General features: G+C 48.3%; 23 protein-coding genes. 9 read left to right on the top strand and 14 right to left on the bottom strand.

Going from position 1 to position 22,873, the window contains the following annotated elements; genetic code table 11:
* From JRI95_04165 to JRI95_04155, 3 genes are all read right to left on the bottom strand, one after another.
* Positions 1-1,020: an electron transfer flavoprotein subunit alpha/FixB family protein gene (locus JRI95_04165; protein ID MBW2060739.1), complete on the bottom strand. Its 1,020-nt coding sequence runs from the start codon at positions 1,018-1,020 to the stop codon at positions 1-3.
* A 4-nt stretch (positions 1,021-1,024) separates the two neighbouring features.
* Complete coding sequence (locus JRI95_04160) at positions 1,025-1,831, bottom strand: electron transfer flavoprotein subunit beta/FixA family protein (protein ID MBW2060738.1); 807 nt, start codon at positions 1,829-1,831, stop codon at positions 1,025-1,027.
* A 482-nt stretch (positions 1,832-2,313) separates the two neighbouring features.
* Positions 2,314-3,459: a mandelate racemase/muconate lactonizing enzyme family protein gene (locus JRI95_04155; GenBank protein MBW2060737.1), complete on the bottom strand. Its 1,146-nt coding sequence runs from the start codon at positions 3,457-3,459 to the stop codon at positions 2,314-2,316.
* 372 nt (positions 3,460-3,831) lie between these two features.
* Here JRI95_04155 and JRI95_04150 point away from each other — a divergent pair, with 372 nt between their 5' ends.
* Positions 3,832-4,629 carry an enoyl-CoA hydratase/isomerase gene (locus tag JRI95_04150; GenBank protein ID MBW2060736.1) on the top strand — a complete coding sequence of 266 codons (798 nt, stop codon included), beginning with the start codon at positions 3,832-3,834 and terminating at the stop codon, positions 4,627-4,629.
* Between the two features lie 339 nt (positions 4,630-4,968).
* On the top strand, positions 4,969-5,742 hold the full coding sequence (locus JRI95_04145; GenBank protein MBW2060735.1) for a 3-hydroxyacyl-CoA dehydrogenase family protein: 774 nt from the start codon (positions 4,969-4,971) through the stop codon (positions 5,740-5,742).
* Positions 5,743-5,887: 145 nt separating this feature from the next.
* On the opposite strand, the gene JRI95_04140 is transcribed toward JRI95_04145, so the two are convergent.
* Together JRI95_04140 and JRI95_04135 are read right to left on the bottom strand one after the other, a co-directional pair.
* Entirely contained in the window at positions 5,888-7,078 is a 1,191-nt protein-coding gene (locus JRI95_04140; GenBank protein ID MBW2060734.1) for an acyl-CoA dehydrogenase family protein, read from the bottom strand.
* A gap of 80 nt (positions 7,079-7,158) precedes the next feature.
* Positions 7,159-8,379 (bottom strand): acyl-CoA/acyl-ACP dehydrogenase, encoded by a 1,221-nt coding sequence (locus JRI95_04135; protein MBW2060733.1) that lies wholly within the window; start codon positions 8,377-8,379, stop codon positions 7,159-7,161.
* A 519-nt stretch (positions 8,380-8,898) separates the two neighbouring features.
* Between JRI95_04135 and JRI95_04130 the strand changes: the two genes are divergently transcribed.
* From JRI95_04130 to JRI95_04115, 4 genes are read left to right on the top strand one after another with little or no spacing between them, the layout of a single operon-like run.
* The gene (locus tag JRI95_04130) at positions 8,899-10,026 is read left to right on the top strand and encodes a 2-hydroxyacyl-CoA dehydratase (GenBank protein MBW2060732.1); all 1,128 of its coding nucleotides are present in this window, start codon (positions 8,899-8,901) and stop codon (positions 10,024-10,026) included.
* Positions 10,027-10,028: 2 nt separating this feature from the next.
* Positions 10,029-11,393, top strand: coding sequence for a 2-hydroxyacyl-CoA dehydratase (locus JRI95_04125; protein ID MBW2060731.1), 1,365 nt, complete (start codon positions 10,029-10,031; stop codon positions 11,391-11,393).
* Between the two features lie 10 nt (positions 11,394-11,403).
* Complete coding sequence (locus JRI95_04120; GenBank protein MBW2060730.1) at positions 11,404-12,183, top strand: 2-hydroxyglutaryl-CoA dehydratase; 780 nt, start codon at positions 11,404-11,406, stop codon at positions 12,181-12,183.
* Positions 12,184-12,220: 37 nt separating this feature from the next.
* Entirely contained in the window at positions 12,221-13,006 is a 786-nt protein-coding gene (locus JRI95_04115; GenBank protein MBW2060729.1) for a hypothetical protein, read from the top strand.
* A gap of 64 nt (positions 13,007-13,070) precedes the next feature.
* Here JRI95_04115 and JRI95_04110 read toward each other — a convergent pair whose 3' ends face one another.
* On the bottom strand, positions 13,071-13,859 hold the full coding sequence (locus tag JRI95_04110) for an AAA family ATPase (GenBank protein MBW2060728.1): 789 nt from the start codon (positions 13,857-13,859) through the stop codon (positions 13,071-13,073).
* Positions 13,860-13,922: 63 nt separating this feature from the next.
* The gene (locus JRI95_04105) at positions 13,923-14,720 is read right to left on the bottom strand and encodes a hypothetical protein (GenBank protein MBW2060727.1); all 798 of its coding nucleotides are present in this window, start codon (positions 14,718-14,720) and stop codon (positions 13,923-13,925) included.
* Between the two features lie 204 nt (positions 14,721-14,924).
* Here JRI95_04105 and JRI95_04100 point away from each other — a divergent pair, with 204 nt between their 5' ends.
* The 3 genes from JRI95_04100 (at position 14,925) to JRI95_04090 (ending at position 17,422) form a co-directional block, all read left to right on the top strand.
* Positions 14,925-16,163 carry a Zn-dependent hydrolase gene (locus JRI95_04100; protein ID MBW2060726.1) on the top strand — a complete coding sequence of 413 codons (1,239 nt, stop codon included), beginning with the start codon at positions 14,925-14,927 and terminating at the stop codon, positions 16,161-16,163.
* A gap of 269 nt (positions 16,164-16,432) precedes the next feature.
* Positions 16,433-17,143 carry a Sir2 family NAD-dependent protein deacetylase gene (locus JRI95_04095; GenBank protein MBW2060725.1) on the top strand — a complete coding sequence of 237 codons (711 nt, stop codon included), beginning with the start codon at positions 16,433-16,435 and terminating at the stop codon, positions 17,141-17,143.
* Between the two features lie 63 nt (positions 17,144-17,206).
* On the top strand, positions 17,207-17,422 hold the full coding sequence (locus JRI95_04090) for a hypothetical protein (GenBank protein ID MBW2060724.1): 216 nt from the start codon (positions 17,207-17,209) through the stop codon (positions 17,420-17,422).
* Positions 17,423-17,537: 115 nt separating this feature from the next.
* Here JRI95_04090 and JRI95_04085 read toward each other — a convergent pair whose 3' ends face one another.
* The 7 genes from JRI95_04085 to JRI95_04055 all read right to left on the bottom strand — a co-directional run bounded on the left by JRI95_04085 (position 17,538) and on the right by JRI95_04055 (position 22,757).
* On the bottom strand, positions 17,538-18,092 hold the full coding sequence (locus JRI95_04085; GenBank protein ID MBW2060723.1) for a tetratricopeptide repeat protein: 555 nt from the start codon (positions 18,090-18,092) through the stop codon (positions 17,538-17,540).
* 93 nt (positions 18,093-18,185) lie between these two features.
* The gene (locus JRI95_04080; GenBank protein MBW2060722.1) at positions 18,186-19,430 is read right to left on the bottom strand and encodes a thiolase family protein; all 1,245 of its coding nucleotides are present in this window, start codon (positions 19,428-19,430) and stop codon (positions 18,186-18,188) included.
* A 698-nt stretch (positions 19,431-20,128) separates the two neighbouring features.
* Positions 20,129-20,410: a hypothetical protein gene (locus JRI95_04075; GenBank protein ID MBW2060721.1), complete on the bottom strand. Its 282-nt coding sequence runs from the start codon at positions 20,408-20,410 to the stop codon at positions 20,129-20,131.
* Between the two features lie 51 nt (positions 20,411-20,461).
* Positions 20,462-20,686, bottom strand: coding sequence for a DUF350 domain-containing protein (locus JRI95_04070; GenBank protein ID MBW2060720.1), 225 nt, complete (start codon positions 20,684-20,686; stop codon positions 20,462-20,464).
* Positions 20,686-21,273: a transglycosylase SLT domain-containing protein gene (locus JRI95_04065; GenBank protein MBW2060719.1), complete on the bottom strand. Its 588-nt coding sequence runs from the start codon at positions 21,271-21,273 to the stop codon at positions 20,686-20,688. Before JRI95_04065 ends, JRI95_04070 begins: the two co-directional genes overlap by 1 nt.
* 217 nt (positions 21,274-21,490) lie before the next feature.
* Complete coding sequence (locus JRI95_04060) at positions 21,491-22,471, bottom strand: VOC family protein (GenBank protein ID MBW2060718.1); 981 nt, start codon at positions 22,469-22,471, stop codon at positions 21,491-21,493.
* A gap of 52 nt (positions 22,472-22,523) precedes the next feature.
* Positions 22,524-22,757, bottom strand: coding sequence for an AMP-binding protein (locus JRI95_04055; protein ID MBW2060717.1), 234 nt, complete (start codon positions 22,755-22,757; stop codon positions 22,524-22,526).
* Between the last annotated feature and the right edge of the window lie 116 nt (positions 22,758-22,873).

Raw genomic sequence — 22,873 nt, 5'->3', positions numbered from 1 at the left:
TTACTGGCCCTCCTTAACCCTTTCTTTTAATTTTTGTATTAAAAGAGGAAGAACTTCAAAAAGATCTCCAACGATCCCATAATCTGCGACGCTAAATATTTCCGCATCAGGATCAGAATTTACAGCAATAATAATTTCAGCAGAGGACATGCCTGCGAGATGCTGGACGGCGCCGGATATACCGCAGGCGAGATATAACTTCGGGCTGACTGTTTTCCCGCTGAGACCTACCTGGTGGGAATAAGAGATCCAGCCGAAATCTATGGCCCGTCTTGAAGCGCCGATGGATCCACCCAACAATTCGGCCAGCTCATTTATAAGCCCTATATTCTTTGGGTCCTGTAAACCCTTGCCAAAGGCAATAATAATTTCAGCATCCTGAATAGGAACCCCTATGGTTTCCTCCTTGATGAAGTCAATTCTTTTAACCCGTGAACTTAAAGATGCGCCGTCAAATTCCTTGACGATAACCTCGCCACTTCTTGAATCATCAATGGGAAGGGGCCTTTTCGATTTCGGACGTACCGTGGCCATCTGCGGCCGCAAGGAAGGGGTTTTGATGGTGGCCATAATATTCCCACCCACTGCCGGTCGGGTCTGGACAAGGAGCCTTTCGTCCGGGTCAATTTCGAGCCCGGTACAATCTGCAGTAAGTCCAGCCCCAATTTTAACCGCGCAGATAGGCATTACGGTTCTTCCCATGGTCGTGGCAGAGGCGATTAAAATTTCAGGTTTATATTCATTGATCAAAGAGGTAATTATTTCAGAATACGGATCGGCCCTGAAATTCTCTAAGGCCGGATAGTCAACCACATAGACTTTATCCGCCCCCCTGAAAATCAGGTCCTTCACCTTAGCCTTAACCTCATGGCCGATGACAACGCTTGCGAGTTCAACCCCCAAATCATCGGCCAGGCCTCTACCCCAGGCCAGAAGTTCATAGGAAACAGGATGTATTTCACCCTCTCTCACCTCACCGAGAGCCCAGACGCCTTTGTAATCTGCTAATGTCTTTTCCATGGTTCTATCTCTTAACTAATTGATTTTCGCGTAAAATATTAACTAATCCATCCACAGCACCTTCTAAATCCTCAATCCCGGAGACAACCGTTCCGCTTCTTGCTACTTGAGGTCGAAAGATCTTCACCACCCTGGTAGCCGAACCCTTGAGCCCGATTCTCTCGTCATCAGCACCGATATCATTTGCCGTAAGCACGGGAATTTCAGCTTTTTTTGCCTTCATCTTGCCTGCAAAGTTGGGCATTCTCGGATCATTGATTTCCTTGACCACACTGATAAGCACCGGGGTGCTAGCTTCAACTTTCTCGTGTCCGCCTTCGACAGCCCGGTAGGCAATGATCCTTGTGTTGCCAATTTCTTCGATCTCACTAACGTAAGTAAGGACTGGAAGGCCCAGGTAGGTTCCAACTTCCGGACCCACCTGCCCTGTTTCTCCATCAGTGGCCCTCTCTCCACAGAGGATGATATCAAAGTCTCCTGCCAATTTTTTAATCGCCGCGGATAAAGCATAGGCCGTGGCCCAGGTATCTGACCCGGCGAATTTCTTGTCTGAAAGCAGATACCCCTGGTCGCAACCGAGAGCTAGAGCGCTCTTAATCGCTTCAACCGCCTTTTTGGGGCCCATCGAAATAACGCTGATTTCAACGCTGTTATCCAACCTTTCTTTAATCCTGACCGCCTCTTCCACGGCGTAAAGATCAAGGGGATTCAGTTCAGACTCAATGCCGTCTCTAATCATGGTTCCGGTTTCTTCATCCATTTTAATTTTATCAGTAGCCGGGACCTGTTTTACCAAAACAATTATTTTCAACTTGTTACCCCCCTTAATCAGTACTGCAAATTTCTTTAAATGCTTATATCTAAGTAAGCAGGAACCAGGTGGTTATATTAATTAACCCATCCCTGGAAGTCAAAGATAAAGTTTGAATTATTTCGCGATTGAGTTTGTATTGTAAAAATCCATAGTTTGATATCGGACTTGAATTCTGATAAATCAATTAAAGTAAACTATCACCGGCCTTGTCGGCGGCTTTTGGATGCGGCAAGACTTCGGACAATGTCCTCCATCTTGCCTGAAAGAGAGGAGAAAATTATCGCCATACTCACCTCAATTGGTTCAAAGATGGGCATCCTTAAATAGCAAATTGAATGACCCCCACAAAGAGTTCAGCTCAAAGAAAGCAGGGCCTAGAATGACCATGCCTTGGGGGATAAAAATGTATTTTTTTATGTGTTGGTGACGGGCTCAGGGTGCGGCTTAATTTTTCCTAGGCATGATCGTCACCAACAACCTTAAGCCTGTGAACTGAAGAATTGTACTCCATATCTACGCAGTAAATCATTGTCTATTTCAAAGCCAAGCCCTGATTTATTAAAAGGTTGCAGCATACCATTTTCATCCGGTATTATGGGTTCGATGATACCATCCCGAATCTCAGGGATCCACGATGGTTCTTCCAGTGGATACTCTAAAGGCAGATTGCTTTTTACATCGGCCAGAGCCATGTTCCAGTTGATATAAAATCCGATACCGTTCGTCCAGGTGTGAGGCGAGAACAACCGCTGCCTCTCATGGCACGTATCAATGACCTGCTTCACCTGGGCGATGCCACCGGCAAAAGTAGCATCCGGCTGATAAATATCAAAACAGTCCTTTTCAAGCATGATCTTGATTTCATCCCAGCCGTAATTGAGCTCCGCGCCTGAAATTTTTACTTTTGATACTTTCTTTAACTCCGCATTTCCGTCGTAGTCGCGAGAATCCAAAGGTTCTTCGAGCCACTCGAAGTTATTATCATAACAGGCGCTCGCAAACTCTTTGGCCCGTTCCAGACTCCATGCGGGAATCTGTTGAAAAATGGTGATCAGCCAGCCCTGGTTCGCATCAACGCCTAAAACCATATCATCGCCAACACCCTTGCGCACCATCTCAACATGGCGTATATCGTCTTTCAGGTCCACGTTCTTTACCCGGAGTTTCACTGTCTTAAAGCCTCGCTCTTTCATGGCCAGCAATTCATCCACCCGTTTTTCCGGCTCGTGCATTTCGCCGGTTGAAAGGTACACCGGAATCGGCCGTGCCCGGCCGCCGAGCAGTTCATACACGGGCTTGCCTTCTTTCTTACCAATGATGTCCCAGCATGCCGGTTCAACCCAGAAGTTTCTCCATCCAGTAATTGCTGCTTGCCCGAGGAGGCTCTGAATTCTTTCGATATCAAAGGGATCTGTGCCCCTTAAATACGCTGCTAGTATGGCTCCCAGAGCTTCGCTTTCCCCAAAGATCACACCGGCTGAATATCCTTCAATCCCCTCGTCTGTTGAGATTTTTATTAAAGTGAAGTCGTTGTGCTCCTGGGGACGTCCAGGAACCCAGGTCGGCCAGAAGGTTTCTTTCAGTGGTATCGAGACGTGATAGAGTGTGACGTCAGTGATTTTCATTGGACCCCTCCTTGCAAATCGTTCTGCTAAAGTTGCACCGAAATTTGTTCTTTGACCAAAAGCTGATTAAGGTAACTACTAAGGATTTTAATATCAAATAATCATCAAAAAAGTAAGTGCAATCTTGATGACGCCATATTAAAATTAACTTGCCTGAAAAGGATGAATGAATAATGGCGGGAGCATGGCGGCATTCATTGAGTGAAGCCGTCGAATTTTTCTCAAGAGACCTGGTTTCAAGATAAGGTTGAGAGTTTGGCCCTATTATGCTAACAAGTTTTAAAGGTAGATAATCCTGACGATTTATACGTCTCCCCGGAGGGTTCAACCCTCAAGTCCATAAAAAACTCGACAGAGAGTGAGAGATTCCAGATGAATTACGAGCGTATTAAGCTCAATATCGAAGATAACATTGCAGTTCTGACTTTAAACCACCCGGAAGTCCTGAATGCTATCTCACCTCAAATGCTTGACGAATTAAAGCACGCCCTGGCGCAGGTCAATACTCCGGCTACAGGTGTGCGCTGTCTGGTGATAACGGGCTCGGGACGCGGCTTCTGCGCCGGCGCTAATATCTCTCGTTCAAAAAAAAACACAGAGGTGAATCAAGAATCACCTGCCAGGAGACCGCTGGATGAGACCTATAATCCGTTTTTCTTGCAACTGCGAGATCTCAGGATGCCTCTCATCACGGCGGTTAATGGACCGGCGGCCGGTATCGGTATGAGCCTGGCGCTCATGGGGGACATCGTCCTGGCGGCTCGCTCCGCTTATTTCCTGCAAGCGTTTCGCAGGATCGGCCTCATCCCGGATGGTGGGTCCACCTTTCTCCTCCCTCGCCTTATCGGCATGGCTCGCGCAATGGAATTATCACTGCTGGCTGAAAGACTTCCGGCGGAAAAGGCCTTAGCGTGGGGGCTGATTAACCAGGTACATGATGACGACTGCCTCATGACCGAGGCGCTGAACCTTGCCAGGGATTTGGCTACCGGACCGACCATCGTTTTTGGCCTCATTCGTAAAGCATTTTGGGAAAGCCCGGATAATACCTATGAGCAACAACTTCACCTTGAAAGTATGCTGCAAGGTGAAGCCAGCCAGAGCGAAGATTATCGTGAAGGGGTCGAAGCCTTCTGGCAAAAACGCTCCCCGCGTTTCAAAGGAAAATAAATGAAGCATGGGTACAGCCATTACAAACATCAGTATTCTTTAAAGGTCTTTCCGACCTCAGAAAAAACAGGAGTAGATATCTTCTGACCTTGTTCTTTCAATCAGCAATTGATTCGTTTTTTTTAGTGAGGCAAAATCCTGAATGATATTATAGTTGCAAAGATGCGCTTTATATGCTAGTGATTCAAGACAGACGAGGCATTTCCCTGCTGCCTGACTCAAATTGGCGCCATGAAACTGATGCGGGATTACACCACATTCGTTAAAAGAGCAAAACCAATAGTAAAATTTAAAAAACTCAAACTTTTCATGAAAGTAATTTGAAGAAAGGAGGCGGTTATGAACCTGGAGGACATTAAACAAATTGGAATTTTGGGCGCCGGTGTGATGGGAGGTGGTATTGCCCAGTCGGCCATTCTCGCTGGCTACAATGTCATTGTCCGCGATCTAACAGACGAAATTTGCGAAAAGGCTAAAGACACAATCATTAACGGTCGGTTTGGAATAAAAAGTGGTGTCGAACGAGGTAAACACACCCAGGAGGAGATGGACCAGGCCCTGGCAAGACTTACCTTCACGACAAAAGTTGAGGACTTGAAGGACTGCGATCTGATCATTGAGGCCATCGGAGGCGGCGCGGACGGCGCCATTGAGAACAAGGACATGAAGCTTAAGGTTTTTGCCGAGTTGGACAAGATTGTAAAGAAGGAAGCTATTTTTGCCAGCAATACCTCCATGTTTACCATTGCCGACCTGGCAGTGGCCACTGAACGCAAGGATCGGTTCATCGGGATGCATCTCTTCAGCCCGGCCAACATCATGAAACTGGTCGAAGTGACCTATACTCCGGATGTTTCTGAAGATGTAATAAAGCTGCTCGAAGACCTGACCAAGAGTTGGAACAAGACCCCGGTTCGGGTGAAGGATGTGCCTGGAGATACGGGGTTCATTGGCAATCGTGTCATGTTTGCCGCCAGGCGAGAGGCCCTGAAGATTGTTGAGCAAGGAATCGCCACGGCTGAGGACGTCAATACGGCCATGAGGCTGGGATTCAACTGGCCGGCCGGCCCCCTTCCACTCGGAGGGCCAGGCGCCAGAAGCGGCTGGCAATAAAAAAACAGGCTCACTTATAAGGAAATATCTTCAAGCTATTACTTTCAAAGCCTCCAGAGGGTTGCCTAGCAGGTCGTCCCTCGGGAGGCTTTTTATTCCATTTACGCCTTTTCCTGTCGTTATTTTTAATTTCTTCTGATTCGGGTTATTTCAGCTGGTCGCGAGAGAAGCCTAAAATGTTGCGGGCAATAATTAAGGAATTAATTTGACCTGTACCTTCGAAGATGTCAGTAACCTTGCAATCCCGCATCCACTTCTCGACCAGCCAATTACGTGAATATCCCAGCGGCCCAAGGAGTTCCACGCATTTTTCCGTGACCAGGGTGGCGGTCCGTCCGGCCTTGCTCTTGGCCATAGAGGCTTCGAGACTGTTTCGCTGCCCGGTTTCAAGCATGGATGCTGATCGCCAGGTCAGGAGACGCGCCGCCTCGATATTTGCTTCCATGTCCAGGATTGAGGCCTGAATGGCCTGAAGCGCATGCTGGCCCCGGTCATAAGGGAAGGTGAATCCTTCTTGTTCCAGCTTCTCTTTGGTGAAGTCCAGCGCAGCCTGGCCGATACCCACCGCCAAAGCGGCCACGGCAGGCCGGCTGGCGTCAAAGGTCGCCATAACGCTTTTAAACCCTGTCTTGGAAGTCGTTTTCGGTTTAATCTCCGGGCTGCCTAAGATATCGTCGTAAGGAATACGGCAGTCTTCAAAGACCAGTGTTACTGTATCCGAGGCCCGGAATCCGAGCTTGTTTTCGAGCTTGGTTACGGTCATGCCCGGATTATTATTTTCTATTAAAAAACTTTTTATAGCGGCCCGGCCCAGGCTTCGGTCGAGCGTGGCCCAGACCACAGCGAACTCACAAAGACGCCCCCCGGTGATGAAGATTTTCTCGCCGTTTATGACCCATTCATTAGTTTCAGGGTCGAGCTGAGCCGTGGTTTGAATGGCCGAGGTGTCTGAACCGCAACCCGGCTCGGTGATGGCAAAGGCCACAAATTTACCGGCCGTACGAGCCTTTTGTTCAGGAGAGCCGATAGCGCCTACAACCATGTTTCCGACAAAGGCGTTGGAGATGCTTATGTTCAGGGCGGCATCGCCCCAGCATCTCTCCTCGCCTATGATGACACTGGCCATGCTAAACCCTTCACCCTGTTTTTCTCCTGCCAGTGAAGCTAACTTTCTGGAAATAGCCTCTGATTTTTCCGTGATCTCCTCTACTTCCTTTATCTCCTCATGCTCATGCTCATCATAATAACGGGAAACCCTTCTAACCGTATTTAGATTAAACTCACGCGTTAGCCTTTGGCTTTCTTTGGTCAATGGCGCTATTTCGAAATCAATCATAACTCTCCTTCCTTGACGAGAAGTGAGCGGCGCTCGAATTCAGGTTGCTTTTAAATAGACATCAACCCGTGGCAGCATCTTCAGGTTTTTTTGTATGGGTAGTAGCCGCGCACGACATCAAAGCGTCCTAATTGCGCGCCGCCCAGCCAGAGCTGAAGCTCTTTCACGTCGCGCCAGTACTTTTCGACATGGTAATCACGGATATAGCCGTATGAGCCCATCAGCTCCATGGCCTTATTCGTGACCATGATAGCCATTTCCGTGGCATAGTTCTTGGTAATGCTTGCCTGGCAAAGCATGGCGTCTGAATGGGGAGGCCCGAACTCTTCAGGGTGGCTGAGCATGTAAGCCGCCTGGAGACAATGCGCCTGGGCGATCTCAATGCCCATAGCCATCTCTGCCAGTATGCCCGCAGCGATCGAATGCTCTCGAATCGGTTTGCCTGCCACGACTCGTTCGCCCGTGTATTTCAGGACTTCCTCGAAAGTTGCTTTAGCGACTCCGATAGCCGCGGCCGCGGTCCCGACCCGGCCGTTGGTGAGGTTGCTCTTAAGCAGCTCCGCATCCCGGCCCGGTCCGCTGGCCCGGTAGGATAAAGGCACTCGGACGTCATCAAAAAAAATATCGGCGTTACGGTCCGCCTGCAATCCGGCCTTCATCTCGAACTTGCCAAAGCTGAGCCCTTTTACATCAGCAGGCACGTAAATAAGGGCGATGCCTTCTTCACCTTTTTCCGGATCAGCCTGGCAGGCGACGCAGTAAAGGGAGGATACGCCAGCGCTGCTGGGAAATCTCTTGGCGCCATTAATGACCCAGTAGTCTCCGTCCTGGACAGCGCGGGTTGCGATGGTGCGCCCGTGAAGCTCAGGCAGATTCTCGACATCGCATCCGCTTGCAGGCTCGGTCATGGCAAAACAGGCCAGGCAGGGCGACTTTTTTTGCGCCATGGATTGAAACAGCTCCATGACTTCCCTGTTTCTGACGGTGATAGCCGGGGCCATGGCCCATCCGCTGATGACCGCTACCATTCCAATCCCGGCGTCACCCCGCGACATTTCCTCGATCACGATGCAATTCGTAACAAACGTGGGCCTCGGCGCATCCCCTCCCTCGTCACTTCGTGATCCGGCCTGGAATAAACCCAGGGCGTCAAGTTTGGAGAGAATTTCATTGATCAGAACATGGTCGGTGTCGTCATCAATCTTGTCCCGAACAGGCATGATCTCCTGATCAACGAATTTGCGAATAACCTGTGCGATCATTTTATCCTGTTCCGTCACGATCAATGGAAAATAATCCATTTCATTTCCTCCTTTTTTTAGGCTATGATGAAAATAGTAGCTGGTGTCTTGAAAATGCCTGCGAGCGCATTCCCCGCAGCTTGCTGCGGAGTTAGCGAGCGAAATTAAAATGGCCCAACTTCCTTACATTTGGAAGATTCCCTGCTGCTTGCAGCAGGGAGCTTCAAAATGACCGTTTCAGGCCTGTTGTGATTTCAGCTCATCATACCATAACACGAGCTGAATTTCCTATTTAACTTTTCCATATTTTATTTATTTTAGCTTGACATGATCATTCCAAATAGCCTATTAAAAAGCTCCGGGCCGGATTATTTTTTCAAGTAATTGTATTTCAAGCAAGAAATAATTTCTACATCGTGGTGATGGCCAGGGTTATCTTGTTCTATTTTTTTTAAAAATTTAAAACCAAAAGCAGCCAAAGCCCTTTGCCTTCCTTTGAAAGTGATTGAGATCATGATTTATGAGGCCTAGGGGTGAACGGCCGCAACAGTTTATTAAAGCTAAATAAGGGGTTTCACAATGGGCGCTTTTGAAGAGCTGGCAGAAGTTTCTGAGGTTCATCAGAATAAATACGTCAGTGACTGGAAAGATCAAGGGAAAAAGGTCGTCGGGTTTGTCTGCTCTTACCTCCCAGAAGAAATCCTCTACGCTGTGGATATCCTGCCTTACAGGATTACAGGCAAAGGAGTAAAAGATACATCGCAGGCGGATTCTTATCTTACCAGGGTGAATTGCACCTTTGCTCGCTGCTGTCTTGAGCTGGGTTTTAGCGGTGGGTTCGATTTCCTGGACGGCGTGGTGTTTATAAACGGCTGCGATCACATCCGCCGAACCTTTGATAACTGGAAGGCTCATCCCAGCGCCCTCCCTTTTATGTATCTGCTCCCTGTTCCGCACCTTATAAATCCTGAAGCAAGACAGTGGTATAAAGAAGAAGTCATAAAGCTCAAGGAAGAGGTTGAGAAGTATTTCCATGTAGAGGTTACACCAGAAAAGCTGGCCGCGGCGGTGGCTACTTACAATGAGACCAGAAGTCTGTTAAAAAAGTTATATGACTTAAGGGCAAGTGATGAGACTCCATTTTCTGGCGCCGACGTGCTCACTATTTTATCGGCAAGCGCTGCCATGCCCAAGAGTGAATTCAATAAGTTATTGAACCGGCTGCTTCAGGAGGCCGAAACAAGCCAGAATGAGTCTAGTAAAAAAATTCGGCTGCTCATTGCAGGCAGCCTGATGGATGATCCTGAATTTATTGAAAACGTGGAAGACCTAGGCGCAATCGTGGTCTCTGACGCGCTCTGCTTTGGGGCAAAGAATTTCTGGGACCTGACGGACGAAAGCGGCGATGTCTTTGAATCCCTTATTGATCGGTATTTTTATCATGCGCCTTGTCCGCGCATGGCCGGGCAGTATTCAGAAAGATTGGGTTTTGTGAAAGAACAGGCCGAGCGCGCTCGGGTTGACGGGGTCATTCTGGAACATATAAAATTCTGCGACACGCATGGCGCGGATAACGCCCTTTTAAAAATGGACCTCGAGAAGGCGGGCATTCCGACCATTGAGCTGGAGAGGCAGTATGGACCTTTAGCCGACGCCGGCCGCCTCCGCACGCGCGCTCAGGCATTTCTTGAAAGAATCAGGAGATAAAAATGGGTACTCAAAATAATAGCGCACTTGAAAGGATAGTAACCAACTTTGAGCTGGCTTCCGCCCTGCCCGATGATCTGGACCTGGAATCCCCTGCGATGAAGGCTGTCATTGACGCGATGCCTGAATCCAGAAGAGCCACCTTCCTGGCCATGTTTAAGGATCCGGACGTTAGAGAGATATCTACGATATTCAACCGCAGCTCAGGAAAGTACTGGAGGAGTCTGCTGACCGCGAGGGATGAAGGAAAGAAAATCGTGTTCGTGCCTTTCAATTTCGCTCCTGAAATCTTTCATGCCTTGAATATGGTGCCGGTATGTGTGGAAGTCCTGACCACGATGGCGCAGAACCTGGAGGAAGGGGTTGAAGAATACCTTGACCTGGCTGTTGAACGCGGGCTGCCCGACACGATGTGTTCCACTCAGAGGGGGGTCATCGGCCTGTTTGAGGCGGGAATCTTAGAGAAGCCCGATCTCATCATCAACGGCGCCCTTGGTTCCTGCGATCCTAATTCCAAGGCCTTTGAATACATGGCTGAAAAATTCGACATCCCGGCCCTTTACCTTGATATTCCATATTACCATGATAAACGGGCGCTTGATTATTATGCGCGGGGGTTTAAAAACGCGGTTAAGGCGATCGAGGAAATGACGGGCCATAAGCTCGACCCGGATCGCCTCCATGAGGTCGTGGACTATACGAACCAAGCTACTGAACTCTTCTTTGAAATAAACGAGCTGAAAAAAAACGTGCCCAATCCGGTGCCCAACTACTATAACATGCAGCACGTCGGTACGAAATTTATGATGGTCGGCACCCCTGAAGCCGTGGACTACTATAAAAAAGCCCTCGAGGTATCCAAAGACCGCCTGAAAAAGGGGAAACACGTCCTGCCTGAAGAAAGGATTCGCGTCTTTTTCATTTATACCTTTTTTTATTTCGACAGCTCCATCTATTCGTGGTTTCAAGACGAAATAGGCGTTTCATATCTCATGGATGTGCTTTCAGCCTTTGATTTCAATCCGTATATAGATACATCGAGTGTGGACAGTATGCTCTACGGGCTGGCGGAAGAGATGTTTAACCTGCCCATGACCCGCCAGCTGGCCGGAAGCTGGGACATGCACGCCAACTGGCTCTGGGATATGCTTTATTATGGAAAAACCTATAAGGCTGACTGCGCTGTTTTTTCAGGTCATCTCGCGTGCAAACAGGCCTGGGGCGTTTACAGGCTGGTCAGCGACGCCATAAAAAAAGAGCTGGGCATACCGACCCTGCGATTGGAAGGAGACGGCTGGGACGCGCGAATAACTCCCATGTCAGTCATCAAAGAACAGCTTGAAGAATTTTTTGAAACACTAGTTTAAGGCCGTAAAAATGATTGTTGCAGGATGTGATGTTGGTTCCCTGACCGCTGAAGCTGTGATTCTGGACAATGGAACGATCTTGGGATCCGAGATTATTCGCGTCAGACCGAGGCCCGAGCAGTCAGCCAGGGATGTCATGGATAAGTTGCTCCAAAGGTTGGAGCTTTCCTATGAAGCTATTGTTTACTGTATTAGTACCGGTTACGGACGGGAAACCATCTCCTTTGCTGACGACAATATTAGTGAGATATCATGCCATGGTCAAGGGGCTCACTGGCTTGTCTCAACCATCAGGACCGTGATTGACGTCGGTGGGCAGGACTGCAAGGCAATTAAAGTGGATAAAGACGGCCTTTTGGAAGACTTTGTCATGAACGATAAATGCGCCGCAGGAACGGGAAGATCGTTAGAACTCATGTCCGAAGCCCTTGGCACTGATGTGTCTCAACTCGGCCCCCTCTCACTCAAAGCCTCCGAAGCGCTTGTTATCACCAATCAGTGCAGCATCTTCGCGGAAATGGAGATCATGCATTATCTCTGCGAAGAGAAGAACGTCGCTGATATCGCGGCTGGCATTAATGAGGCCATGGCTCGCCGCGTTAAACTGCTAGCTGGCAAAATAGGCGTAAAAGAAGATATTGGCGTGACAGGCGGTGTTTCTAAAAATATTGGCGTGGTGCAAAACCTCGAACGAATGCTCGGAAAAAAATTCATCAGATTCCCCGAAGATCCACAAATTATCGGCGCCTTGGGCGCGGCTATTTTTGCCGCTGAAAGAGCGAAGCAATAAGGCGACATCAGGCAGTAAGAATAAGGAGCGACTGAAATTGGTATATGCGGGCTGCGATCTGGGTACGGTTACGGCAAAGATGGTCCTTCTTGAAAATGACACCATCTTGGACTTTGAAACTCTGGCCTATAAAAACCTTCCAAAGCAGGCTGCCGTTGAAGTCATGGAAAAGGCTCTCTCCAGGGCCAGCCTCTCTCAGGACCAGATAGAACATACGATAGCCACCGGTTTTGGGAGAAAGACGATTCCCTTTAGTGATGGAGACGCCCCAGAGGTTATTTGCCTCAACCGCGCCATTCAATGGCTTCATCCAGAGGTGCGTACGGTCATTGACGCAGGCGGACAGAGTATTCGGGCCTTTAATATCGGCGATAACGGCAAGATAACGGATTCCACGACCAATGAGAAATGCGCCGCCGGAACGGGTAAATTTGTCGAGGTCATGGCCAAGGCCCTGGAGCTGCCGCTCGATCAGATAAGTCAGCTTTCTTTCGACGCCAAAGACCCTGTTTCCATCACCAGTCAATGCGGCGTCTTTGCCGAGAGTGAAGTCATCACTTACGTCAATGAAGGCAAAGATAGAGCCGACATTATCGCCGGGATCAACCGCTCCGTGGCTGGCAAGGTGTCTTCGCTGGTGAGGCGGATCAGTTTAATCGAGCAGGTGGCCCTGGTGGGCGGCGTGGCCAAAAACAGCGGCGTAGTTAAATATGTTGAAGAAGAATTAGGGCTGAAACTGACAAAAATCGAACCCGATCCCCAGATTCTGGGCGCCCTTGGCGCGGCGCTCCTGGCCAAAGAAAGACACAACCCCTCAAACTGAAAATACAGCCCTCCTCTCTCCGTGTACCTATATAGAGAACAGGCGGCAGTGAATTCTAAGCTGATTAACGGCCTAATAATTCCAGCCGCGCAAGGATTTGCTTTACAGCGATAAAGGCGGGTGAATCATCCGGTACCTGAAGCAGGGGCCTGGCCTGCATGTCGAAGCGCATGATATTTTCATCCTCCGGGATGCAGCCGAACAGTTCGAGGCCTGTTTGGGCGATGTATTCCTGCAGTGCTGAATCATCACCGCGCACCCGGTTGAGAACCAGGCCCATCTTTTTATATTTGATGATCTTATGAGATTCAATGACTTTTTTGATAAGCGCTGCCGTTTGAAAACCGCGCCCGGAAACGTCAGAGACGATGATCGTGGTGTCCACGCTTCGGATCACCTGCCGGCTTATTTGCTCTACCCCTGCCTCACCGTCAATGAGGATTGCATCGAAATGCTTGGTCAGGGTCTCGATGCCTTCCCTGAGCAGGTCGTTCACCGGGCAGTAGCAGCCAAGCGAATCCGGACGGCCCATCACGAGCAGGCTGAATTCTTTAGTTTCTATGAGCGCTTCGAGCAGCATGTAGTCAAGTGAGCGGGCCAGGTGATATTGTTCCGCGGCTCTGGCTCTCCGCGCCTCCTTAATAATCTTCTCGCGAATATCGTTAACTGTTTTTTCGGCCTCCACCCCCAGGACCGGGGCAAGGTTCATGGTCGGGTCCGCATCAATGACCAGCAGCCTCCTCTGGCTGATTTGCAAGAGATACTTGGTTATAAGAACGACCAGAGCGGTCTTGCCGCTGCCGCCCTTGCCGCAGACGGCGACTAGCCTTTTTTGTGACGCTAACGCGGTCATAAAATCCCTAAAAAAAATCTGATCAAGTTCGCCTGCACGCCTTGGCGTCGGGCATTGACAGAATCAATTCGTTTCGCTTACAGCGTCTTGGCCGAACGTGATGATGCGGTCACCTTTGCGAATCTTTATCACTTCGCGTATGCTGTCACATACCGGCTGCTCCGGACATTCGTTACAGTCGAGCGCTAACGTACACTCATATGTGCCATCATCAGCAACATTAAATGCTAGTAATTTTCGCAACCTGCCGCGTGCAGCCTCAACGATGTCATTCAGAGCGGAAACGTCCTCCCGGCTGCTGGTGACGAAAAAAACCTCAGCCTTTGTGATATCCTGAAATTCAAAGCTCAGTGAATCTAAAATCCTTGAGCCAAGCTCTTTTATGGAAAAGCCTGACCGGACCGCATCCTTGCTCACCCGGGCCCAGATCAGATTGGGCATACTTCGGATCATGTATCCATCGGATTGAACGAATAGATGCAACTCTCTGTCCATCTTTGAAGAGGTATCTCCTATATCGCCTTGGCAGCAGACGATCACAAGCTGTGCAAATGGGACTTTTGGCGTTTTCATTGCAGAAATCTCAGGACCGACCAGCGTAATGCGGCCGTTTTCAACAAGCGAGGGATTGTGGGTTGCGAGGGTCATGTTGCAGGAACCCACTGAGGGATGGCCAAGTTCGAGGCAGGTGTCCTCTTTTAAAATCAGAGGCGGATTCGTTCCGGCCTGATTGATATTCTGAGAATGAGTCCTGATTTTTTGAGCCGATGTGGGCGTAAAATATTGCCAAACGTTCCCTTCGTTTCCTTTTTGATTAAACCATTGTTTAATCTGTTTTATGGTGTCGTCGAAAATATCCATGGGTAATGCTCAGAGCAATCTGATTCAATTAGAAATGTAAGCCTGAAAGCCTTTTAATTTTTACCATAAATATCAACATTACTGCAAATATTTTATACACTGAAAACCCAACCCTTTAAAGGCGATTTTTAATTGTAATCAACTAAGAGAAGATATGCTATAAGGCTTAGTTTGGGCATGGAGAAAGATGAAAGGAGCTATTCGATGGAACCAGACACACTGAGGGTTAATGGGGCGCGCCTTCGAAAATCTTTGGAAGCCATGGCTAAAATTGGGGCAACTTCCGGGGGTGGTGTTCACCGCCTGGCCCTGTCGGATGAAGACAAAAAAGCCAGGGACCTGTTGATCGAGTGGCTTAAAGAAATGAAGCTAGAGGTTGTTATTGATGAGATGGGAAATATTTTCGGGACGAGGCCTGGCAGGGAAGACCTTTCCCCTGTCATGACCGGCTCACACCTCGATTCTCAACCCAAAGGAGGCCGATTTGACGGGGTTCTCGGGGTTATGGCAGGCCTTGAGGTTCTAAAAACCTTGAATGACAACAACATTGAGACCAGGAGGCCTGTTGTCGTGGTTGACTGGACGAACGAGGAGGGCTCCCGTTTTTCTCCTGCCATGGTCGGTTCTGGTGTCTGGTCCGGCGAACTGGATATTGGTTGGGTTTATGGCAGGACAGACATTCATGGAAAAAGGTTTGAGGATGAACTGCAAAGAATAGGATATAAAACAAATACCCCTGCTAAAAGCTGGCCAATACATGCCTACTACGAATATCACATCGAGCAGGGTCCAATTTTAGAAAAAGAAGGCAAAACCATTGGCGTCCCCAAAGGCATCTTCTGCCTCCACTGGTCTGACGTGTATGTGAGTGGCACGGCGAATCAGGTCGGCCCCACCCCCATGGAAGGCCGCAGCGATGCCTTATGTGCCGCGGCAGAGATGATTCTCAAGGTCAACGATCTCCCTGCCAGAATGGGAGGCAGCATGGTCGCTACGGTGGGTGAAATACACAATCACCCCAATTCTCGAAACATTATTCCGGATCAGGTGCATATTACAATAGACATCAGATCGTGGGATGACGATCTGGTCGCCAGAGCCTGGGAGGATGTTAAACAGGATTTTAAGAATATTGCCTCAGAGCGAGGCTGCTCTCTTCGGCTGGAGGAGACCTGGAAGGTGAAACACACACCTTTTAATGAGCGTCTGGTGGAAAAGATCATAAAGACGGCCAAACACCTAGGGTATTCAACCCACCCCATGGTCAGTGGGGCCGGACATGACGCCAGCTATATGGCGATGGTCGCCCCGACAGCCATGATTTTTGTTCCAAGCATCGGCGGCCGAAGCCATGTGGAATTGGAAAATACAACCTGGGAAGACTGCGAGGCCGGGGCGAATGTTCTCTTGCACGCTCTTCTCAAATCGGCCATAGAAGGCTGATCGCTCATACTTTTAACCTATGATTGGATTTTATTGATTCAAGGGATGCATGGCCTTGTTCTATTTATTTTTTCTTGACCCCGCTCATTTAAATGTTATCCTGCCACTGTGTAAAAGAAAAAAAGCAGTTGCTTTCTGATGTCTTACAAGAGGCTGGGAATATTTCCATATTCCCTTAATATTATAATAAATAGTGATACAAACAATATCCAGAGGCATTTTGTAATAAAATCATTAGTTAGCTGGCAGATCGCATAAGGAGGCTAAAGATGACGACTACTGATCAGGATCTCGAGGACCGGATTCAAACTCTGGCCCAGTGGATAGCCGAGGCCGAGAGACTCGTTATCTTCACTGGCGCTGGAATCAGCACAGACTCAGGACTTCCTGATTTTCGAGGGCCTGACGGCGTCTGGACCCGCAGGGACAAAGGGCTGGCGCCGAGACCACGTGATCGGGATTGGACTGCTACTGAACCCAATGAAGGCCATATGGCTATTGTTGATCTGATGAACATGGGGAAGCTCGCCTTTTTGATCTCTCAAAACATAGACAACTTACACCTCAAATCCGGCATCCCTTTTGATATGCTGGCCGAACTTCACGGAAACCTCGCGCGGCTCAGGTGTGTGCGCTGCGAAAAGACCTACCCGAAATCAGAAGGTGTTGAAAAATGTGAGTGTGGGGGTGATTTAAAGTCGAGTGTGGTGGACTTTGGTGATTCTCTACCCTCGAAAGACCTCATGGAATCGTTTGAGCATTCTCAGAAGTGCGATCTGTTCATCGTCGTGGGGTCCAGCCTCGTGGTCACTCCAGCGGCTACCATGCCTAGAGTGGCGATGGAGGCTGGCGCCAAGTTGATTATTATCAATCAGGGCGAAACACCTTTTGACCGCGTATGCCACCTTCGGTTTGAGGAAGGGATAACAGATGTGCTTCCGAAGGCGATTCAGCTACTCAAGGAGAAGATAGCGAACTGAGGCTATATTTCAACCTGTTTCCATTCAGGCTTGTCTTTAAAAGGAACGAGGGAGAGATTAAAAATGAACGTCCAAGAGGTGATAGTCAGATGCACAGATGGAACAACGATGAAAGGTAAAATCAATATTGGTCCGAAATCGAGTCGACTTTCCGATTGGTTTTATTTAAATAAAGATCAGTTTATCACTGTATTTAACGCTGTCGTGGAAGGTGAGGCAGACAAAGTCATTATCGTAAACAAAGATAATATTATCTGGGTCATGCCGATAGAAGAGTGATCCCGCTCCATGATAATTGAGCGTCTCGAGTTCTTTTCCTCCGTCTAGCTAATGAAATCAAGCAATTGAGGAGTTTCGGAAAAATCTATGTCCAAAGACCCGCAAAGAAGCCTGTTTATTTTTCATTTGATGTTAATTGCGTCTCCTCTCTCTTCTCCATCTCTTTCACTTCATCATAATAACTTAAAGCCCAGCGATGGAAGGTTTGGTCGTCTGGAATCATTTGAATTATCTGTTTAAGATACCTCCGCGCTTCCGCGAACCTTCCAAATCCTTCCGATAAAATCTGAGCTTTCAGATAAAGAGCCTCGGGGTAGTCCGGGTCTTGATCGAGATATTCATTTATCATGCAAAGGGCCTGGCCGAAGTCCTCCTTCCTTTTGCACTCCTTTGTTCTTTCCAGATCGCCGGAAAGCTGTTCACGAAAGCTCCTTTTTCTGCGGCTCGCGCCTAATATCCCATCTATAAAGGATCCGCTGATCTTACCTGAAAGAGAAAGAGCAGCAATTAAGATCCCAGACGCACACAGCACATAAAGAATTGCAAATATTGGGTAAGAAACAAGGCTTAAAAATATAAACCCGGCGAAAACTATCGCGATAATAATTGCCAGTGCCAGAAAAACGCCTTGGAACATCGCTACTCCCTCGTGCGGCAGGGCTGAAAACAAAAAAAGCGTAACCCTTTTCTGGCAGGCTTTGTGGCCAATTTCACTCCAGTTTCAAAAAAAACAGGCCATGTCTTTTTGAAGCCAGGCTCTTTTTTACGTTTTCAAGATAGTCACGGACATGGCGCCTTCAGAGCCTCGCACGGTCCCACCGGCATTTTGAGCCAACCCGACTCTGGCGCCTTGGACCTGCCTTTTCCCGGCACGGTTGGTCAGGTGCCAGTAGAGTTCAACCACCTGCCGGATTCCGGTGGCGCCGATGGGATGTCCCTGGGATTCCAGGCCGCCTGAGACGTTAACTGGCAGTTTCCCTCCCAGGGTGGTGTGTCCGGCCTCGGCAAAGGGACCGCCCTCACCCTCTGGACAGAACAGCAAGGACTCGGTGGATGTAAGTTCACCAATGGCAGTGGCGTCGTGAACTTCAGCCACATCTAAGTCTTCGGGGCCGATACCTGCCTTTTCATAAGCCTTTTTAGCCAGTTTCGTCAGGCTCCTTTCCTCTCCCTCCTTTGGATCAGCACCGCTGGCTATAACACAGGCCGCGACATCCACTGTGTGCTGCGCCCCGATTTTTTTGGCAAACTCTTCAGAACAAACAATCGCAGCAGCAGCGCCGTCCCCGATGGGAGAACACATCGGACGGGTCAAAGGCCAAGCCACTTCAGGCGCCGCGAGAACCTCCTCCACGGTGAACTTGGTTTGATACTGGGCCAAAGGGTTCATGGAGGAGTGAAAGTGGTTTTTAGAGGATATCACTGCCAGCTGTCTTTGGGTGGTGCCATATCGTTCCATATGATAACGGGCAGCCATGGCATATACGTCCATGAACACGGTACGCTGTCCGGACTTCTTTTTTTCGGCTTCTCCTTTAACCTTCCTTTCCTGCTCGATTCGTTCTTCCGCTTTTTTGAACGAAGCCATGGTCTGAGCCAGCAGTTCAACGTCCATGCACCCTGTAAAGGCTGGAAAAACGCGGCTGCGGTCTTCAAAATACATCTTCTCCATGCCCACCACCAGCGCGAGTTCCATTTCGCCTAAAGCTACCATGGCCCAGGCGCCGTTCAGGGCGGTAGCCGAGGAAGCACAGGCATTCTCCACGTTGACAACCGGGATACCGCCGATCCCTATTTCCCTGAGCACGACCTGTCCGCGAATGCTTTCCTGCCCCTGCAGCACGCCTTGGGACGCATTGCCAACCCAGGCGCCTTCGAGTTGTTCCCTTGTTACATCGGCATCCTGGAGCGCGCCTTCAACGCTCTCACCCACAAGAGACTTCAGATTACGATCCAGGTGTTTTCCAAATTTTGTCATTGCGGCGCCAATAATTTTAACTGTACGCATGGTTATAAATTCTCCTTCTTTACCATTTATCCTGATATTTCATGTTTCAATCTTTTCTGACGAAAAAGAACTCATGGTTTAAAATCATTTTTTGATGATTCTATTTTCCACTTTTTCCTTTTAAAAGTCAAGGCAGCGATTATAGAAGAAACATTGACAATGGCTGGCAATTTTTCAATTTTACTTTATAGGGACAACCGGCGGAAGGGTTCGACCCAACAGGCTGAAGGAACGCCTATTCAAGACTATTCACATCTATACTTTGATGTTTAGAGAGTATGTTAAAAATACATTCCGATTGAAAATTCAAGGATTGCTTCTTAATGGGTACTTCGTGGTTAATTTTCCTCGCAATCACAGCTTATAGCCATACCAGGAAATGTCATTGCAAGCCCCCCCGGCCCTCTGGCCGAAGCCGCAGGGTTATTTGACAAAGAAACTGTTTTCAAGTTTTTTAAAGAGGGCGGGGATAAACCCCGCCCCTACTCTAAAACTCTAAATCGGTATTGTAGGGGCGGGGTTTATCCCCGCCCGTATATTTCCGGTCTTTCATATGTTAATAAAAAAACGTGCAAATACAATGGATTTCATACTAGTAAATCCTGAAATAAAAAAACAGTTTCTTAAAAGCGTAGTGAAACAATCTCTCCTTTTATTTATTCTAAAAAAGCATAAACGGAAAATTCTTTTACCAATCGCTATCTTTCCTTTTCTTCTTGGCCTTTCTTGCTTAAAAATTCCCTTAAGGCCGGACGGATATAGACCTGATTGAGGTCAAAACGTTTGACCGCTCTGGCAAAAATTTGAATCTTGTCCTTTATCGTGGCCTCGGGGTTGATAATTAAAATATTTTCCCCTTTTAACCGGCAAAGATCCCCGGCATAAAATGAACCTTCGATTTCAATGGATTCGTACCGAACCTGTATACTCAGGGTCTGAGCCAGCTCTTCGAGCTGGTCAAGGATGGCTTTCTCATCCAAATTGTGCTGTCTCCTCAAGGAAAGGGCGGTTTTAAATCAATTTAGCCTTTATTAATTGAGGCCTAAACCGACTACCAGGCCTATGGCGACGCCTAAACCGATGAATATCGAACCAATAACGATACCAACCGCCACATTCCCCCCAGCCAGTTCAGTGGAGGTGTCGAAAGGGGTGATCCGGTCAAACAACCTGTAGCCGATGATCATAAAAATCAACGCCAGTACGGCTCCACCAAGAGCATAGAAGAAATTAAGCAAGGTAATTGTGAATTCCATTACCTCAAGACCTCCTTGACATGGATAATTTTTTCGACATAAGCGATGGTCTCTCTGCTTCGTTTGCCTGTGACGTTTGGCAGGGTTGATGCCATAGATTGCCAGAGGTTGGGATTGAGCCCCTTCCGGGTGGCCATTCTTTGAGCCTTTAAAATGTTGCCTTTCCCGGCGTTGAAAGACCCAAACATGAAGGCCAGACGATCTTCAAAAGGACGCTTGGCCTTCCAGGTCTTCCATAACTGCCGGTCATAATAGATACCCGCCGCAACGTTCCAGCGTGGATGTTCCCGGCTGCCTTTTATATATGGATATTTCCTGGCAATCTCTTTGTAAGTCGCTGGCATAATCTGCATGAGCCCGACCGCGCCAACCCTGGATCGGGCACCGGGTCTGAGGCCGGATTCTGCAATAGCCTGGGATTTGAAATAGCGCCAATTAAAACCTGGTCCGAAAAACCTTTTTGAGTATTTCTTGAAGTACGGATCAAAATCCCTGATGTGATTAAAACGCTTGAATCCTTCGAGCTGGGAAGGCAGCAATAGAAAAACAATTAATAATATCAGCTTATTCCAGCCAAGCAATGTCATTTTTACCGACTGTAAACCTGTATATCTTTTGGGAATCTTGTTCTTACGTTAAGGAAAGGCCTAAAAAAAATCAAGAAAATAAACAAGCCTTCCCCTGGCACTCAAGCTTCTGCTCAGGCGCCAGCACCTAGATGCGTTCGGAAAAATTTTGAAAATAGTTTAAGCCCGACCTTATGCAGCAGCCCCACCGCATAAAATCCGCTGTATCTGCGCCCTCTCAGACTTGTTTATATAAAAAGTTTATTTCTTTATCGGTCGGCCTTTCGCCCAGTTCCAGATGGAACCCAAGCTTTTCCATGGTGTTGACCATATGCACCGGAGGGACGTTCGGCTTGACATTTTCGGAACCCACAAGCTGACCCCAGTCAAGCGGAAACGTAAAAAGGTCCTGAGCTCCCTGGCTCTCTATAGCTTTTATTGTTTCATCCATATTATTAACTATAAAGGTAATGTTGTGCACTCCAGGCCCCTTGTCTCTTAATTGCTCATACCAGGAACCCTGCTCCACAAGCGGCTGACAGTATTGCAGGACCACATCGCCCAGATTGACATGCAGTATTTTCATGAACGGGCTGTCTAAAAACCGGGCAAAATCCTGTTCCACCATTTCCGAGCCAAAGACCTTATGAAGGAATTGGTATGTTTCTTCCACGTCATGAACGACAAGTTCGATGTGCAGCATGGGCGAGACGTTACCTATGAGTTCGTCGGCCCCGGTGGCATATTTTGCTGCTTCCGGCGCCTGCACTGCTGGCGATTCACTCAGTTCCAAATGGAAACCGATCTTCTCCATGGTGTTCATCATATATACCGGCGGCACGTTCGGTTTGAGGTTTGCGGGATCAATAAGCTTGCTCCAGTCCAGGGGAAATGAAAAGAGAGGAGAAGCGTCCTCTTCTTCCAAGGCCTTTAGTGTTTCTTCCATGCTGTCCACCACGAAGGTGAGATTATGCACCCCCGGGCCCTTGGTCTTCAACTGCTCGTACCAGGAACCCTGTGTGGCAATGGGCTGGATGAATTGGAGCACCACATCGCCAAGTCCGACGTGGATAACCCTAGCGTTGGGTCCATCCAGAAAGCTGGCGAACTCCTCCTGCACCTTTTCCGCGCCAAAGACGTTGTGCAGGAATTGACATGCCTCTTCCGCTTCATGTACCGCGATTTCTATGTGAACCAGAGGTGATACGTTAACAGCCATGCGAAACCTCCTTGTGTTTTTATGGGGTGCTTCTGTGAGACCTGATAAACAGCTAACCGTTTTCGCCTGTTAAAAACTCCGGGCAGTTGCCCATGAGAATGGCCAGACCATCCCCAGGCTTTGCGCCCTGAGCCACCAGGAAATTTGCCGCGCCACAGGTCGCCCGGTCGAATTCTGCATAACTGACTTCTTTCTCGTCATATAAAATGTATGGGTTTTCTCCTAAAACCTTCCCATTATCTTCAATGAGATCGGACATGAATCTCAGTTGCGGCGTGTCATTCATTTTAGAATCTCTAAAACCTTGTTATCTTGTTTTTTAAAAGGGGCTTAAAATAAAACTTGGACGGTTATCATAATAATATCTATTCTGTCCTTATTTTTTTTTAGTATATGGTTTCT

The organism is Deltaproteobacteria bacterium (assembly GCA_019308995.1).
GTDB lineage: Bacteria > Desulfobacterota > Desulfarculia > Adiutricales > JAFDHD01 > JAFDHD01.
Note: the sequence above shows the minus strand (reverse complement) of the source record. Positions and strands in the feature narration are given on the sequence as shown.

Bases quoted from the DNA above. Each gene is read 5' to 3' on its own strand.
- JRI95_04125 (MBW2060731.1), top strand. From the start codon at position 10,029: ATGGGTACTCAAAATAATAGCGCACTTGAAAGGATAGTAACCAACTTT.
- JRI95_04065 (MBW2060719.1), bottom strand. From the start codon at position 21,273: ATGACATTGCTTGGCTGGAATAAGCTGATATTATTAATTGTTTTTCTA.
- JRI95_04155 (MBW2060737.1), bottom strand. From the start codon at position 3,459: ATGAAAATCACTGACGTCACACTCTATCACGTCTCGATACCACTGAAA.
- JRI95_04070 (MBW2060720.1), bottom strand. From the start codon at position 20,686: ATGGAATTCACAATTACCTTGCTTAATTTCTTCTATGCTCTTGGTGGA.
- JRI95_04145 (MBW2060735.1), top strand. From the start codon at position 4,969: ATGAACCTGGAGGACATTAAACAAATTGGAATTTTGGGCGCCGGTGTG.
- JRI95_04100 (MBW2060726.1), top strand. From the start codon at position 14,925: ATGGAACCAGACACACTGAGGGTTAATGGGGCGCGCCTTCGAAAATCT.
- JRI95_04080 (MBW2060722.1), bottom strand. From the start codon at position 19,430: ATGCGTACAGTTAAAATTATTGGCGCCGCAATGACAAAATTTGGAAAA.
- JRI95_04165 (MBW2060739.1), bottom strand. From the start codon at position 1,020: ATGGAAAAGACATTAGCAGATTACAAAGGCGTCTGGGCTCTCGGTGAG.
- JRI95_04120 (MBW2060730.1), top strand. From the start codon at position 11,404: ATGATTGTTGCAGGATGTGATGTTGGTTCCCTGACCGCTGAAGCTGTG.
- JRI95_04150 (MBW2060736.1), top strand. From the start codon at position 3,832: ATGAATTACGAGCGTATTAAGCTCAATATCGAAGATAACATTGCAGTT.
- JRI95_04095 (MBW2060725.1), top strand. From the start codon at position 16,433: ATGACGACTACTGATCAGGATCTCGAGGACCGGATTCAAACTCTGGCC.
- JRI95_04060 (MBW2060718.1), bottom strand. From the start codon at position 22,471: ATGGCTGTTAACGTATCACCTCTGGTTCACATAGAAATCGCGGTACAT.
- JRI95_04110 (MBW2060728.1), bottom strand. From the start codon at position 13,859: ATGACCGCGTTAGCGTCACAAAAAAGGCTAGTCGCCGTCTGCGGCAAG.
- JRI95_04105 (MBW2060727.1), bottom strand. From the start codon at position 14,720: ATGGATATTTTCGACGACACCATAAAACAGATTAAACAATGGTTTAAT.
- JRI95_04055 (MBW2060717.1), bottom strand. From the start codon at position 22,757: ATGAATGACACGCCGCAACTGAGATTCATGTCCGATCTCATTGAAGAT.
- JRI95_04130 (MBW2060732.1), top strand. From the start codon at position 8,899: ATGGGCGCTTTTGAAGAGCTGGCAGAAGTTTCTGAGGTTCATCAGAAT.
- JRI95_04090 (MBW2060724.1), top strand. From the start codon at position 17,207: ATGAACGTCCAAGAGGTGATAGTCAGATGCACAGATGGAACAACGATG.
- JRI95_04135 (MBW2060733.1), bottom strand. From the start codon at position 8,379: ATGGATTATTTTCCATTGATCGTGACGGAACAGGATAAAATGATCGCA.
- JRI95_04140 (MBW2060734.1), bottom strand. From the start codon at position 7,078: ATGATTGATTTCGAAATAGCGCCATTGACCAAAGAAAGCCAAAGGCTA.